Source organism: Acetobacterium sp., from assembly GCF_041752335.1.
Lineage (GTDB): Bacteria > Bacillota > Clostridia > Eubacteriales > Eubacteriaceae > Acetobacterium.
Genome location: NZ_JBGSHG010000022.1, coordinates 1 through 14573, shown reverse-complemented (window position 1 = coordinate 14573; position 14573 = coordinate 1). Strand labels below are relative to the sequence as shown.

Sequence of the window (14573 nt, the reverse complement as noted above, 5' to 3'; positions counted from 1 at the left end):
CTGGGTGTAGCGCAGCTTGGTAGCGCGCTTGACTGGGGGTCAAGAGGCCGGAGGTTCAAATCCTCTCACTCAGACCATTTTTTATTAAGGTGAAAATATGGGACAAATTAAAAGAAAAAATAATAGACGAGTCAATTCTTTAAGAAAAATTGTTGTTGGCATCGTTTTTTTTTTATTGTAGCAATAATTTTTATTTCGAGTTATCGAGGTAATATGAGCATGCTGCTCGAAAGAAAAGAATATACCGAATCGTATAAAACTGAGATGTACTTTTTCAAAGATATTGATTATCGGGTCATCGATGATTTTCAGGCTGGTGATCTATCACTACTGGAAGGCGAAAAAGCAAATGGATACAAACCTTTGACAAATACACCGAAGGTTGTCAATACAGACTATTTAAACGAGCAAATCGCAGTAATTGACAAGATTATCAAAGAAGAGTATTACAACAACTGGAGTCGCATTGTGGGTGATATTGTCAGCAACTATCAGGGCATTTCAAGTATTACTAACCAAATCGGCGAAACTGAACGGGAACGCAAAAATTTTTTAATTGAATCGGTCCAATATATGGGTCTTGATTTAGCGGCCCTTCAACTAAAACGGCAGACCCTGGTAGGACTGCTTGGTGGAGAGTCCAGAAATATTGCGCTTAATGAATTGGGGCTGCTGTCAAGTGGATATGTTTACACATCGATACAACCGGTTGAAAAAGCGTTGAGTGAAAGTATGCTTCCATACATCAATACAACTTTTTTAAAAACAGCCAGCAAGGTTGACCAGGAATCTGAGGGACTTTTGAAGGTTGTCAATAATGACCATATTTATGTGGCCTTTTCCATACCCAGTGATATGACTATAATGGGAGAAGATGAGGTTGTTACCCTTAAAACTGAATTAATGGGTACCGCTGACAGTGGAATAAATCAGGACTACTATGAGTTTTTAATTAAACGGGTTGATCAGCTTTACTATTTTCCAAATCTGCGATTTAAGTATGAAGAAAAAGTTTACTCCGGTTATTTTGTGGATGTCGTAGATGAAGGCAATCAGAAAATCATCGTATTGATGCTTAAAGATTATGTCAATGATTTTTCTGAAGTGGTAATCGGTAAGTCGGACATTTATATCCAGGACTACAGTGCCTATGAGATACCAAAAAGTGCTGTTTATAAAATCGATGAAGAAACAATGATTGATACCGTAACAAAGGGTTATTTCAGCGATTCGTTGCCGGTTGTTGTCGAAAAATACAATAATGGTAATGCGGTCTTAAAGACAGTGGACAATCCAAACTTAAGCAGCGGGATGCGCATCAGTATTTACCCTTAAGGATGTGAAAAAAATGATTTCAGAGAATATTAATCGAATCATATCAGAAATACCAGATCAGGTGACGCTTGTCGCAGTTTCGAAATATCAAAGTTTAGAAGATACCAGGGCGGTGCTGGATGCTGGAGTCTATGATCTTGGCGAAAGCAAGGTTCAGGATTTTCTGAAAAAGCACGAAGTTCTGGGCGAGCATCCCCGTTGGCATTTTATCGGACATTTGCAGAAAAACAAGGTGAAATATATTATTGGGAAGACTTTTCTGATTCATTCAGTAGACTCAATTGAATTGATTGATGTGCTTGAACGGGAAAGCAAGAAGCAGGGGGTCGTTACCGATGTATTGCTCCAATTAAATTTAGCCCGGGAAGATAGTAAATCAGGAATTCTTGCAGAAAATCTGAATGCTATTTTAGAAGCATTGCCCGGATATCAGTTTGTCAGAGTCAAAGGACTGATGGCAATGGGTCCATTAACCCAAAATAATGACAAAATTCGCGAGATTTTTGTGGAATTAAAAAAAATTTATGATAGAATAAAAGAGGAATCTATGGATGGGATTATTCAAATGAATTATCTGTCCATGGGGATGACTGATGATTATACCATTGCAATAGAAGAAGGCTCCAATATGATAAGAGTTGGGCGCAAAATATTTAGTTAGTTAGGAGATATACAATGGCAGCAGAGAAATTTAAGGATAAAATTATTAAGGTTTTTGGCATGGAAGTGGACAATGAGGATGGTTACGACGAAATTTACGAAGAAGATGTGTACGATGATGATGTCGAAGATAGCAAAAGTGCTTTCAGTGCACCAAAAGCAAAAAAAACGACACCATCAAGACGAAATGAATTATCCCTTGACGACGGTCCAGAAGTTTTAGTGTTGGAACCTGAAGTTTTCAAAGATGCTCCAAGTATATGCAATAAAATTCGAAATAATAAAACAGTCGTGCTAAATTTAAAAAATACCGATTATGAAAATGGGCGAAAGATTTTTGATTTTTTAAGTGGAGCTCTATTTGCATTGGATGGATCAATTAACAAAATAGCTGATAACGTATTTATTTTAGCCCCCAAAGCGGTCGCTGTTCTAACTAATCCTCAACATGATGATTTAGATTTCAATGCCCCGATTTTAGAGTGGGATGAGGATATGGAATAGGTCGTTTATGATCCAGGGAATTCTCATCCAAGCGGGTAGTTTATTATTCGAACTGGTCACGCTATTAATCTTTGTCAACATTATTTTCAGTTGGGTAAGCCCTAATCCAAATAATGTTTTTGTTAAGACGATCTATGGATTAACTGAACCCATTTTGTCGCCACTGCGACGATTTGCAGTCATTGGACCATTGGACTTATCAGCTTTTGCAGCCATCCTGTTAATGCAAATTGTGCTGTTCCCGCTTTATAAAATGGTCGTAATGTTTATTTTTTAAAAAAATTAATTCAGACATTAAATGTTGAAGGGATGTCTTATGACAGATAAAAAAGATATTTTTTTATTATCACGCATTGCCGATGCGTGCAATAAAAATTTCGAACCCCGATTCTTTGATTTTTATGATGAAGTGTTTCAACAAAAAATAAAGGACACCATTACGAATAGTGGTGTCCCTTATCTATTTTTTGGAGGGCACCCGGATGCAGAACGAAAAATGCTCTGTGTTTATCCGGATTATATTTTAACCGAGGATCTGGAATGGCCAATTTTTGCCATTGAATTTGATATCACAATTCCACTGGATCATCGGAATGTTCTGGGCGAGCTCATGCATCTGGGAATAACCCGGGAGAGTATTGGTGATATCGACGTCGGTGAAGATAAGGTGCAGATCATCGCACATCAGCGACTTCAGGACTTTTTATGGAGCAATTTTAATCAGGTGAAAGGTCGAGAGATAAGAACCACGATCAAAGACAGTCAGCAGATCCAGAGTTTTAAAAAGAATTTTAAACGAATCTCTGTGGTTGTGGCTTCGAACCGGATTGACGGAATCATCAATAAAATATGGGGGTTTTCCAGACAAAATAGCCTTGTTCTAATCAAACAGGGTAAGGCAAGGGTGAATTATACAGAGATCAATAAAAATGATTTTCGGTTGAAATCCGGCGATATTATTTCGCTGCGAGGAAAAGGAAAGGCGAAAATAATCAGTATGGATGAGCGGACAAAAAAAGGAAATATCCGTTTGGAAGTGGATCGATATATATGACTGAAAAAGGGAGAATTCTTTATGGATAAACAGCATTATGAATATACGGTGCCAGAAGAAACCGATCAGCGACTGGATCATTTTTGCTGCGCTTTGCCGGGGGACTATTCAAGAGAGTATATAAAGCGACTGATCACAACCGGGGATGTTTTGGTTAACGGTCAAAAAAAGAAAGCCAGTTATCATGTTAAAGCTGGAGAAAATATCACCTTGATGATTCCAGAACCGGTGGCATGCCATATGGCAGCTGAAGACATTCCTCTTGCCATCATTTATGAAGATGAGGATGTGATTGTCGTTAATAAGCCCCAGGGAATGGTGGTCCACCCGGCCCCGGGGAACAGCAGTGGTACCCTCGTTAATGGATTGCTGTGTCATACAAAAAATCTGTCAAATATTAATGGGGTGATGCGGCCGGGGATCATTCACCGGATTGATAAGGATACCTCGGGATTACTGATGATTGCCAAAAATGACATCGCCCACCGAAGCTTATCTGAACAACTCAAGGAGCATAGTATCCTCAGACGCTATTATGGTCTGGTCAAAGGAAATGTCAAACCCAACCGCGGAACGGTGGATATGCCCATTGGCAGACATGAACAGCTCAGGATAAAAATGGCAGTGGTAGAAAAAAACTCAAAATCGGCGATTACCCATTTTGAAGTGGTTAAGCGGTATGCCCAGTATACGCTTCTCCGATTTCAGCTGGAAACCGGTCGGACCCACCAAATCCGGGTGCACATGGAAAAAATCGGTCATCCACTGGCAGGCGATCCACTGTATGGCAAAGGAGACAAGAACAACCCCTTTGAAACTGTGGGCCAATGTCTCCATGCTCATACCCTGGGTTTTACCCATCCCCGAACTGGTGAACGATTAGTTTTTAGAGCCCCGGTTCCACCTGCGTTTAAATCAATATTAAAAAACCTGAAATAAGCTAAATAGCATCAGTAACTATTTCCATTGCTTCGACCCGCTCCTGAGTTGGGGTTACGTACATGGTGTTTTGATTGGTAAAGATAACCATGCCCGGTTTTGCTTTGCTGGGCTTTTTTAGGTATTTAAACTCAAGATAATCAACCGGAACATTGCTGGAGCCTCTTGATTTGCTGTACCAGGCGGCCAGATTTCCGGCTTCCAATAGGGTCTTCTCAGTAATGAAGCGTCCGCCTGCCATAATCAGTACATGGGAACCCGGGGCATCTTTGACATGAAGCCAGCAGTCTTCGATCTTGCCCATTTTAGTAGATATGAAGTCATTCTGATAATTGTTTTTACCAACAAAAATATGGAACCCTTCAGAAGAAATAAAATGCAGAGGCTGTGAAGGCGTCTGTTTTTTCTTGTCTTCTTTGGAAAGCGCTTTTTTATTAAATTCGGAATGGAGAAATTCGTGACGGATTTCATCCAGTTCGGCCAACTCAGTGGATTGCTCCAAGCTGTTGACCAGGCTCTCCAGATAGTAAACTTTTTCTTCGGTTTCTAAAATATAGCCAGCCAGATGTTTCAGCGCTATTTTGCTTTTGTTATATTTTTTATAATAGTGTTGGGCGTTCTGAGCCGGGGTTCGATTGACTTTCAGTGGAATATCAATAGTTAGACAGTTGAGATCGTAATAGTTAACCAGTGTCGCAATTTCCTGACCTTTTTCAATGGCATAGATATTGGCGGTGATCAAATCGCCGTAAAGCTTAAACTTCTCGCTTTTGTGAGATGAGTCCACATCATGTTGGAGGTTGGTCAGCTTTTTGATATTTTTTTTAACCAGAATATCCAGCTGCTGACGGAGATAGGCCGCCCGGGTTTTGAAACGTAGGGCTTTATCGCGTTTGAAATAGTATGCCTCAAGCATTTCTGAAATAGACGGGTAAGGTTCATATCGATGATCAGCCCGTAAATAGTGGAGATCAACAGTTGAAAAATCCACCATCTTTCGACCAAGGTAGATAATGACGGGTTCGGATTTTTGTTCGATTTCTGTAATAACCTGAATAAACCCTTCGCACAAAAATTGCTTTTGTTTTTTGGTGAGACCAGTTATGCTGCCATTGGGGTCAATGCCGCTTCTGAAAGCAATCTCCTTACTGATGTTGGGGCTGATGCCCAGAAAAGCCTGAATAAAGAATTTTTCCACCGTGGCTTCGTCATGATTGGCTAGAAGCTCATTAAAATGTTCGGCATCAAGATCAAAAAATCCATGTCGATTATTTTCCGGGGGATAAATATAATCCCGACCCGGAAGAATTTGGCGGTAGCGACTGGAAGTTGAACCTACCTTTTTCATCGAATCGAGGATTTTCATGGATTCATCAACCAGGATAATATTGCTGTTTCGGCCCATTATTTCAACCAGCAGTTTGCGGATTACCGTTTCATTGAAATCATTTTTAGATGAAATGGAAATTTCCATGATTCGATCGGTTTCATGTTGAGCAATGTCAACAATTGTGCCATTGAGAATGTATTTCCTCAATACCATGCAAAAACTGGGTGGTGCACTGGGATTTTCTTTAATCTTTTCGGTCATATAGGCGCGCGGATTACTCGCGTTGGCGGAAAGTAAAACATGATGTTTTTGATTTCCCAGGTTAACTAGAAGCCGGATTTCATCGATTTCCGGTTGATAGATTTTGCGTATGCGACCTCCAATTAAGAGGGTTTTAAATTCTTCGATTAAGTGATATAAGGTTACGCCATCATAAGCCATATAGTAATGCTCCTTTCGAATAGATGGATAGAGATGGGATGATTTTATCACGTTCTTAGCCGATATAAAAGGATTTTTAAAAGCAAGACATAAGAAACAATTAAGGAAAGTAAAACCAAATTCTATTTAGTTTTTAATAAATAGGGAATCGTTGACTTTTCTATTGTAATTAGATATAGTATATTGATTAAGTAACTATGTAAAGAAAGGGCTTTTGCACATAGTATTTAATGATCTTGCGGTTTGAACAAAGATGCAATTTATAAAAACAGTGACCTGGCAATGCTTTCACTTATAGTTTAAACTGAAATTAACCGGGTGGATTAAAATGGAAATGGAGAAACATCATGAAAAGTATGACAGGCTTTGGGCGGAAAGATTATCGTGATGAGGAGATCGATTGTTCAATTGAAATTAAAACAATTAACCATCGGTTCAGAGACTTTTTTGTTAAAATTCCTAAAACGCTTAATCCAATCGAAGAGAAAATCAGGAATACGGTCTCGCAAAGTATTGCGAGAGGACGGATTGAAATATTCATTAAATATTCGGAATTAGGCACAAAAAATCGACGCATTGTCTTTAATCGGGATTTGGCCAAAAATTATATTTCAGTATTGAATGAAATCCGGCGACTTGATTCAATGATTGGGGATGATCTGAGTTTATCTCTGATTTCAAAATTTCCAGATGTCATTATGATCGAAGAAGACATTGATGATTATGAAAGCATATGGTTGAAAATTCAACCGGTTTTGGTAAAAACTCTTGCAGAAGTCGATGCCAGCCGCGTGCGCGAAGGCAGTGCGTTAAAAAAAGATGTGGTCAACCGCTGCTGTACTGTTCGGGAACATGTAAAAAAAATCAAAGAAAAGAGCCCCGATATGTTGGAGCGGTACAGAGATGAACTGCGGGAAAAAATATCTTCCTATGTAGAATCGGTTGAAATAGACGAAAAACGTTTATTAACTGAGGTCGCTCTGATGACCGATAAGCTGAACATCGATGAAGAATTAACCAGGCTTCAAAGCCATTTGGATCGTTTGCAAGGCATGGTTGAGGAAACGGAACCGGTTGGCCGAAAACTGGATTTTCTGATTCAGGAAGTGAATCGAGAAATCAATACTATCGGTTCAAAAGCCAGTGATTTAGCCATTGCGAATATTGTCGTTGATGTTAAGAGCGAGATTGAAAAAATAAGAGAGCAAATACAAAATATTGAGTAGGGGTGTTAAATAAGTCTATGAGTGATTGTCCAGTAGTAAATAAGGAATTAGAAGAAGAACAATTAACTGAAGCTTTTTTTGAACGTGAAAAAGGTATTCTCATTGTTATATCAGGACCATCCTGTGCCGGCAAGGGAAGTGTATGTAAGATTATCTGCCGAAAAAATCCAGATTTGCGGCTGTCAATTTCGGAAACAACACGTCAGCCCAGAAATAGTGAGAAGCATGGGCGGGAATATTTTTATATTTCTAAAGAAAGTTTTGAAGATCGAATCAAACAAGGACAATATCTGGAATATGCAACAGTCTATGAAAACTATTATGGAACACCTAAAGACTACGTAGAAGACTTATTGGAATCCGGATTTGATGTAATTCTGGAAATTGATATCCAGGGTGCAGCAAAGGTTCGAACCAATTACAAAGAAGGTATTTATATTTTTATCGTTCCGCCATCGATGCAGGAACTACGGCGGCGAATTGAAGAACGGGGAACTGAAAGCAAAGAACAAATGGAAATACGTTTAAATTGTGCCTATGAAGAAATGAAAAATGCCGATGATTACAGTTACATTGTCATCAATGACGATCTCGACGATGCGGCACAACGGGTGCAAAGTATCATTACGGCAGAAAAATGCCGAACCGAACGACTGAAAAATAAAATTGAAGATATACTTGGGAGGTAACAATGCGATATCCTGCATTAAATGATTTAATTAAATTGGCGGACAATAAGTATTCACTGGTACTTGCAACGGCAAAGCGGGCAAGAGAAATTGTGGACGGTGATGAACCACTGGTTAAAATAAAAATTGATAATCCAGTTACCATTGCAACTAATGAGATTTCTGAAGAAATGATCCACTGCGTTCATAAGGTTCATGAACCAGAGCCAGATCAACATCTCGAAGCTGTTAAAGAAGCAGATCAGGTTATGTTTAGCAGTGACGAAACTGAAGAAACATTAGCGATTACGGAATAGGATTCCAGACCGTGAAAATTGCCGAAGTTTTTTTAAACCAGACGAACAAACGTATCGACCATGCCTATGACTATCGAATTCCACAGCAGCTGGAAGCGGTAATTGAAGCGGGGATGCGTGTTGTTGTTCTGTTTGGGTTCGGAAATCGGCGGGTTGAAGGTTTTGTCGCACGAATTAAAGAAACAACTGATTATTCGGGCAGAATCAAGGAAATTACTGAAAATATTGATCGTCAGCCAATTTTAAATAAAGAACAAATAGAATTGTGTCTTTGGATGAAGACCGCCTATTGTTCTTTATTTTATGAAGCCCTGTCTTATTTTACCATGTCGGTTCAAATCAAACAGGAGACCTATTATTATCGAAATCCGGGTTGCTTTGATCTGAATTTGAAAGAACATTGGTTTCTTGAGCATTATTTTGCTGAAGATAGGAATGCTCTTTTATTAAAAAGAATAAAACCGGAAGATCGCGTTATTTTAACAGGCCTGATTGAGAAAAAAATTGTCGATACTAAAAAAAGCTGGAAAATGCTCAGTGACCCTAACGGGGAGGATGCGTTGGCCGAAACAAGCTATTATCTTACTGCTACGGGACGGGAAGCCATTGACACGGATAAAAAAATTGGCAAAAAACAGCGCGAACTTCTGAACTACCTGCGGCGGAAAGATATGACGGATGGCGATCTGAAAATGGTATCGGCACAGTTTGAAAAAAGCTTAAATCCACTGATAAAAAAAGACTACGTAAAAAAAAGCAGAACTTTGTCATCAGAACGGGGAACCAAGCCGTCAATTGTAGTAAAAAAAAATCAGACCGTTGTATTGACAGCTCAGGAACAGCATAATTACAACCGGTATCAGGAATTGACGAAAATGAAACCGGGTGTTTTTTTTCATGTTTTTGATGGAGCCAGTAAATATCGGTTGTTTTTCAAAGCCATCGAGGACCAGCTGAAGTCTGATAAATCAGTTGTTATTATCTTTCCGGAAGTCAATATGACATTTGCGCGAATGGAAATGTTTTATAAATATTTTGGTGATCAGGTTGGTGTTTTTCACGGTCGCCTGACCCCCAAACAACGAGTAGAATTGTATCGGCGGGTTCAAAATGGAGCTTTAAAAGTGGTGATTGGGGTGCGATCAGCCTTGTTCTTGCCGTTTAAAAAACTGGGTCTTATTATCATTGATGATGACCATGATCCGTCACACGTAAGTATCTCGACACCCCGATTCCATATTGTCGATATTGCCAAGAAAGCAAGTGAAATAATGGGGGCTGCTTATATCATCGCTGACGACACACCCCGGGTTGCCACCTGGTACCAAATCGAAAAAAACGAGCTGGCGATGATCCAAATTGGAGATGAACACAAGCTCAGACATGGTATTGAAATTGTCGATATGCAAAAGGAAATGCAACAGGGAAATATGGGCATTTTAAGTCGGAGTTTGCTAAAATATATGCAGACTGGCTTTGAACAGAAACGCATGAGCATTCTGTTCATTAATAATAAGGGCTATGCCAACAGTGTTTTATGCCGCAACTGCGGTCATATTGAAAAATGCCCCCATTGCGGTGTCTCTTTAAAGTATTTCAATCAGGATAATTCCCTGCAATGTCATTATTGCGGTTATAAAAAAGTGGTTCCATTGCGATGTCCGCAGTGTGGTAGTGACAAAATCAGACACATGGGTTTTGGTATCGATCAATTAGAAGAGTATCTCAGAAAGGCTTTTTCAGACATCCGAATCGGAGTGGTTCAGGGAAATATGAAACGAGCTGAAATAAAAAAAATGAACAGAGCCATAGCCGACGGAGAAATAGATATTTTAATCGGAACGCAGGTTATCATTAAGCACTTTAATTTAACCAATGTTGGTGTTGCTGCTGCCGTTCTTATTGATCGGGATCTTAATCAGGGTAACTACCAGGCCGCAGAAACAGTCTATCAGACATACAGCCGTTTTTTTGAAAAAACGATGGATGGGGCAACAAAAGGCTTAATTCAAACCCACGAACCAGAAAATGAAACAATCTATTCCATTAAAAATGAAAGTTTCCAGGAGTTCTATCGGGGCGAAATCCGCTATCGAAAATTGATGAAATATCCACCGATTATTAATATGATTAGTCTTGTTGTTTTTCAAAAAAAAGAAAAGGAAGCGGAAAACGATGCGTTTCGGCTCTATGTTGCCATAAAAGAAGAATTAAAAGAATGGGGTAAAGGGCATGCTGTTTACAAACCGGTGCGAGTTGGAGTGACCCGAGGCGGCAACATGACTTATCAAATTGTGTTCAAGACATCAAAGCCTTGTGTTTTTCAAAATATAATGCTAAAAATCATCAAGTTTGGTATAATAGAAGAGTTGAAATCAAAGGTTTCCATTCAAATAAATGTATAAGAAAAAAGAATTCAATTTCAAACGAATCAGGAGGAAAAAATGGCCATTCGACAAATAAGAATCGATGATGACCCAATTCTGAGAAAGAAATCTCGGGTTATCGAAGAAATAGATGAGAGAATTAAAACTTTGACAGATGATATGATTGAAACAATGAATAAAGCGGAGGGGGTTGGTTTGGCAGCCCCTCAGGTTGGGATCTTAAAACGCCTGTGTGTCATCGATGTCGGCGATGGTCCAATGATCTTTATCAATCCTACTATTATTTCTTCCGAAGGTGAACAAGTCGATGAAGAAGCCTGTCTAAGCCTTCCGGAACAGTCGGGTTTAGTAACACGACCGGAATCATTGGTAGTTGAGGCAACCGATCAGGATGGCACTGTTTTTCAACTTTTCTGTTCGGATTTGCTAGCGCGAGCTGTTTGTCACGAACTTGACCACCTGGATGGGATCTTATTTATTGATCGTGTCGAAAAATGAAGAAAATCAAAGTGATATTTATGGGTACAACCGATTTCGGTGTTCCGGCCCTGGAAAATCTTGTATCAGGCGGGTATGAGGTCATAGCAGCGATCTGCCAGCCGGATCGACCCAATAAAAGAGGGAATAAGGTTGAGCTGTTACCGCTAAAAGCGAAAGCATTAGAGTTGGGTATGACAGTTTTACAACCGGAAAAAATTAATGAACCTCAATTTATTGAACAACTGAAGAGCTTTGAAGCAGATATTTTTATCGTTGCGGCGTATGGACAGATTTTGTCCAAAGAAATTTTAGCAATCCCGCCCTTTGGTGCATTAAATATCCATGGTTCATTATTACCACAATATCGGGGCGCAGCACCGATCCAACGGGCTATCATCGATGGAAAAGCAAAAACGGGGGTCACCATTATGCAGATGGGTGAAGGGATGGATACCGGAGATATGTTGTCAAAGGCAGAATATCCAATTATCGGGACTACAACCTTCCGTAGTCTTTACCGGGATTTATCTGTTTTAGGCGGAAGTATATTAATTGAAACACTGGAAAAGCTATTGGAAGGATCGTTAAAAGCGGTTTCACAAAATGATGCATTGGCTACCTATGCTCAGAAGATTCTTAAAGACACTGGCCATATCAATTGGGGAAAAACCAGCCGGGAGATACAGTTTCTGATTAATGGGACGGATCCGTCGCCAGGGGCCTATATAATATATCGGGACGAAAAAATCAAATGTTTTTTGCCAGAGATCATTGATTGGGAAGGCCAGGAATCCCCGGGAACCATTATTACCGCCAATGATCGGGATGGCCTTGTGATAAAAACCCAAGACGGGGCTGTAAAAATCGGATCAGTTCAAGCGCCAGGTAAAAAGCGGATGGATACCACTGTTTTTTTGCGCGGAAAAAAATTGGAGATTGGAACTACTTTAAACTAGCCTAAGCAGTTCTTTAGGAAATTATGTTAAGATAAAAAAAATTACAGGAGGATATGCGATGTTTTTTTTAGAATATTATTGGACACTGTTGATACTTGTTCCGGGAATCATTTTCGCCGCCTATGCTCAGCACCAGGTGAGCAGTGCCTACAAAGCATACAGCAAAGTGCCGACTAAAAATGGAATGACCGGAGCCGATGCAGCACGGCGATTATTAAATGCCAATGGGTTGAATGCTATCGGTATCGAAAATGTGGCGGGTAATCTGACTGATCATTATGATCCCCGGAATAAAATCATGCGCTTGTCGTCAGGGGTTGGCCAGCAGGCCAGCGTGGCAGCTGTTGGCATTGCCGCTCATGAAACCGGCCATGCCATTCAGGACAAAGAAGGCTACTGGCCACTGCGGTTTAGAGGTTTTATTGTGCCTGTTACCGGTTTTGCCTCAAATTTAGCCTGGCCGATTTTCTTTATCGGACTTTTCTTCGGGCAAACATCTGGCTGGGGTACGATGTTTATGAATCTGGGAATTATTCTGTTTTCATTTAGTCTCTTCTTCACGGTGATTACCTTACCGGTCGAATTCAATGCCAGCAAGCGTGCCATTACGGCACTGGTTGACAACAATCTGCTGCAGCCGGGCGAAGAAGTTGGGGTAAAAAAAGTTTTAAGAGCCGCAGCCCTGACCTATGTCGCGGCAGCGTTGATGTCTTTGTTAACACTGATCAGACTAATCGTATTAAGAGGTTCAAGAGATTGATGAATATTCGAAAACTGGCACTGGAAACCCTGCTGAAAATTGACTATGATGGCGCCTACTCCAATTTGGAAATCAAGAGAACCTTGCAGCGCTTTCCGATAAAAGATGAAGACCGTCGGCTTTATTTAAATATTGTTTATGGCTGTCTTCAGAATCAGATCTATCTGGATTATTTAATTAAACAACAAAGTAGCCGACCCGTGAATAAATTGCATAAAGAGGTCAGTGAAATATTAAGGATTGCTATTTATCAACTCTATTTTTTAGATAAGATTCCCAACTATGCGATTGTTAATGAAGCGGTTAATTTAGCCGCTGAAATTCAACCCCAGGCGAAAGGCTTTATCAATGGCGTGTTGCGAAACATTATGCGGAAAATTGAAAGTGATGGAAAAGAATTCAAGTTTGAAAATTGGGATAATGAGAAGGAAGCTTTATCAATCCGTTATTCGGTGCCGTTGTGGATTATCCACAAATATTATGAAATCTATGGGGTCGAGAAGGCCGAGGCGATTATTCCGCTGCTGAATGAAAAACCGCCATTCACGGTGCGATGTAATACCCTAAAAACCTCAAAAAATCAGTTGATTCAAGATTTGCAGGATGCCGGGGTCGAGGCAATTCCCGGAAACCTGTCGCCTAATGCCATCCATCTGACAAACCTGGGGATTTTTGAAAACAATATTGAAAATTCCCATTTGTTTCGAGATGGCCATTTTCTGATCCAGGATCAGGCTGCGATGCTGACGGTCGAGCGGTTAAATCCACAACCGGGGAACCGGGTTTTGGACATGTGTGCGGCGCCTGGCGGGAAAACAACTTATCTTAGTCAGATGATGGATAATGACGGGCAGATTATTGCTCGCGATGTTTATGCCAGCCGGCTGAAACTTATTGAACAAAGCATGCAGCGGCTGGGTTGTACAAATATCTGTCTGGAAGATCAGGATGGCAGCGATTTTTCACTGGCTGATGAAGCATCTTTCGATAAAATTCTACTGGATGTCCCCTGTACCGGGCTTGGGGTTGTCAGACGAAAACCGGAAATAAAATATCACAGTACCAAAGAAGGCCGCAAGGGACTGGTAAAAATTCAGGCGAACCTGCTTGAAAACGCCGTCCGGTATTTAAAACCTGGAGGTGAGCTACTTTATTCAACCTGCACCATTAATAAAGATGAAAATGAAAACCAAATCAGTAAATTGCTGGTTAAATATCCCCAACTGCAGCTCATTCCTGATGACAACGGTAATGACTATACTTTTACCAGCCCTCTAATGGATGGCTGTGACAGTTTTTTTATGTGCTTATTAAAAAAGTAACAAAGTTGGCTCAGCAATTGGCTGGCTGTATGAATAATGACCGAAGAAAAGATACCACTTTAAACAGAGAAAAAAGAATTTTGAAAAAATTGAATTCGATCAATTATTTTGATATAATAGAGCAATCTATGTAAAGCATCCCGTTGAGTGTAATGCTTCTCTGATAGTATAGGAGTAAAACATGAAGGAAAATA

At 40.0% G+C, this 14573-nt stretch carries 15 protein-coding genes and 1 tRNA gene; 15 read left to right on the top strand and 1 reads right to left on the bottom strand.

Going from position 1 to position 14573, the window contains the following annotated elements; all coding sequences use genetic code 11:
• The 7 genes from ACEW8F_RS03335 to ACEW8F_RS03305 all read left to right on the top strand — a co-directional run bounded on the left by ACEW8F_RS03335 (position 1) and on the right by ACEW8F_RS03305 (position 4492).
• Positions 1-77, top strand: a tRNA-Pro gene (locus ACEW8F_RS03335).
• A gap of 136 nt (positions 78-213) precedes the next feature.
• The gene (locus tag ACEW8F_RS03330) at positions 214-1335 is read left to right on the top strand and encodes a hypothetical protein (protein ID WP_373482055.1); all 1122 of its coding nucleotides are present in this window, start codon (positions 214-216) and stop codon (positions 1333-1335) included.
• Between the two features lie 13 nt (positions 1336-1348).
• Positions 1349-1996: a YggS family pyridoxal phosphate-dependent enzyme gene (locus ACEW8F_RS03325; protein ID WP_373482054.1), complete on the top strand. Its 648-nt coding sequence runs from the start codon at positions 1349-1351 to the stop codon at positions 1994-1996.
• A gap of 14 nt (positions 1997-2010) precedes the next feature.
• Complete coding sequence (locus ACEW8F_RS03320; RefSeq protein ID WP_373482053.1) at positions 2011-2499, top strand: cell division protein SepF; 489 nt, start codon at positions 2011-2013, stop codon at positions 2497-2499.
• A gap of 7 nt (positions 2500-2506) precedes the next feature.
• Entirely contained in the window at positions 2507-2776 is a 270-nt protein-coding gene (locus ACEW8F_RS03315) for a YggT family protein (RefSeq protein ID WP_373482052.1), read from the top strand.
• 39 nt (positions 2777-2815) lie between these two features.
• Positions 2816-3553 (top strand): YlmH/Sll1252 family protein, encoded by a 738-nt coding sequence (locus ACEW8F_RS03310; RefSeq protein WP_373482051.1) that lies wholly within the window; start codon positions 2816-2818, stop codon positions 3551-3553.
• Between the two features lie 21 nt (positions 3554-3574).
• Positions 3575-4492 (top strand): RluA family pseudouridine synthase, encoded by a 918-nt coding sequence (locus ACEW8F_RS03305; protein ID WP_373482050.1) that lies wholly within the window; start codon positions 3575-3577, stop codon positions 4490-4492.
• 1 nt (position 4493) lies between these two features.
• Here the strand turns inward: ACEW8F_RS03305 and ACEW8F_RS03300 are convergent, their stop codons facing one another.
• Complete coding sequence (locus ACEW8F_RS03300) at positions 4494-6263, bottom strand: NFACT family protein (RefSeq protein ID WP_373482049.1); 1770 nt, start codon at positions 6261-6263, stop codon at positions 4494-4496.
• 347 nt (positions 6264-6610) lie between these two features.
• On the opposite strand from ACEW8F_RS03300, the gene ACEW8F_RS03295 reads away from it, so the two are divergent.
• The 8 genes from ACEW8F_RS03295 to rsmB are packed head-to-tail and all read left to right on the top strand — an operon-like array spanning position 6611 to position 14379.
• Positions 6611-7489, top strand: a complete 879-nt coding sequence (locus tag ACEW8F_RS03295) for a YicC/YloC family endoribonuclease (RefSeq protein WP_373482048.1) — start codon at positions 6611-6613, stop codon at positions 7487-7489.
• A 17-nt stretch (positions 7490-7506) separates the two neighbouring features.
• Positions 7507-8178 (top strand): guanylate kinase, encoded by a 672-nt coding sequence (gene gmk / locus ACEW8F_RS03290; RefSeq protein WP_373482047.1) that lies wholly within the window; start codon positions 7507-7509, stop codon positions 8176-8178.
• Between the two features lie 2 nt (positions 8179-8180).
• Complete coding sequence (gene rpoZ / locus ACEW8F_RS03285; protein WP_373482046.1) at positions 8181-8474, top strand: DNA-directed RNA polymerase subunit omega; 294 nt, start codon at positions 8181-8183, stop codon at positions 8472-8474.
• Between the two features lie 11 nt (positions 8475-8485).
• A complete protein-coding gene (gene priA / locus ACEW8F_RS03280) occupies positions 8486-10879 on the top strand; it encodes a primosomal protein N' (RefSeq protein WP_373482045.1) in 2394 nt (797 codons plus the stop codon).
• 39 nt (positions 10880-10918) lie between these two features.
• The gene (gene def / locus ACEW8F_RS03275) at positions 10919-11359 is read left to right on the top strand and encodes a peptide deformylase (RefSeq protein WP_373482044.1); all 441 of its coding nucleotides are present in this window, start codon (positions 10919-10921) and stop codon (positions 11357-11359) included.
• Entirely contained in the window at positions 11356-12297 is a 942-nt protein-coding gene (gene fmt, locus ACEW8F_RS03270; protein ID WP_373482043.1) for a methionyl-tRNA formyltransferase, read from the top strand. The genes def and fmt overlap by 4 nt, the downstream gene beginning before the upstream one ends.
• A gap of 58 nt (positions 12298-12355) precedes the next feature.
• Positions 12356-13057: a zinc metallopeptidase gene (locus ACEW8F_RS03265; RefSeq protein ID WP_373482042.1), complete on the top strand. Its 702-nt coding sequence runs from the start codon at positions 12356-12358 to the stop codon at positions 13055-13057.
• Complete coding sequence (gene rsmB / locus ACEW8F_RS03260; protein WP_373482041.1) at positions 13057-14379, top strand: 16S rRNA (cytosine(967)-C(5))-methyltransferase RsmB; 1323 nt, start codon at positions 13057-13059, stop codon at positions 14377-14379. Before ACEW8F_RS03265 ends, rsmB begins: the two co-directional genes overlap by 1 nt.
• Positions 14380-14573 lie beyond the last annotated feature (194 nt).

Excerpts from the sequence above, each read along its gene's own strand:
- ACEW8F_RS03330 (WP_373482055.1), top strand. The coding sequence starts at position 214 with ATGAGCATGCTGCTCGAAAGAAAAGAATATACCGAATCGTATAAAACT.
- ACEW8F_RS03325 (WP_373482054.1), top strand. The coding sequence starts at position 1,349 with ATGATTTCAGAGAATATTAATCGAATCATATCAGAAATACCAGATCAG.
- ACEW8F_RS03320 (WP_373482053.1), top strand. The coding sequence starts at position 2,011 with ATGGCAGCAGAGAAATTTAAGGATAAAATTATTAAGGTTTTTGGCATG.
- ACEW8F_RS03315 (WP_373482052.1), top strand. The coding sequence starts at position 2,507 with ATGATCCAGGGAATTCTCATCCAAGCGGGTAGTTTATTATTCGAACTG.
- ACEW8F_RS03310 (WP_373482051.1), top strand. The coding sequence starts at position 2,816 with ATGACAGATAAAAAAGATATTTTTTTATTATCACGCATTGCCGATGCG.
- ACEW8F_RS03305 (WP_373482050.1), top strand. The coding sequence starts at position 3,575 with ATGGATAAACAGCATTATGAATATACGGTGCCAGAAGAAACCGATCAG.
- ACEW8F_RS03300 (WP_373482049.1), bottom strand. The coding sequence starts at position 6,263 with ATGGCTTATGATGGCGTAACCTTATATCACTTAATCGAAGAATTTAAA.
- ACEW8F_RS03295 (WP_373482048.1), top strand. The coding sequence starts at position 6,611 with ATGAAAAGTATGACAGGCTTTGGGCGGAAAGATTATCGTGATGAGGAG.
- gmk (WP_373482047.1), top strand. The coding sequence starts at position 7,507 with ATGAGTGATTGTCCAGTAGTAAATAAGGAATTAGAAGAAGAACAATTA.
- rpoZ (WP_373482046.1), top strand. The coding sequence starts at position 8,181 with ATGCGATATCCTGCATTAAATGATTTAATTAAATTGGCGGACAATAAG.
- def (WP_373482044.1), top strand. The coding sequence starts at position 10,919 with ATGGCCATTCGACAAATAAGAATCGATGATGACCCAATTCTGAGAAAG.
- fmt (WP_373482043.1), top strand. The coding sequence starts at position 11,356 with ATGAAGAAAATCAAAGTGATATTTATGGGTACAACCGATTTCGGTGTT.
- ACEW8F_RS03265 (WP_373482042.1), top strand. The coding sequence starts at position 12,356 with ATGTTTTTTTTAGAATATTATTGGACACTGTTGATACTTGTTCCGGGA.
- rsmB (WP_373482041.1), top strand. The coding sequence starts at position 13,057 with ATGAATATTCGAAAACTGGCACTGGAAACCCTGCTGAAAATTGACTAT.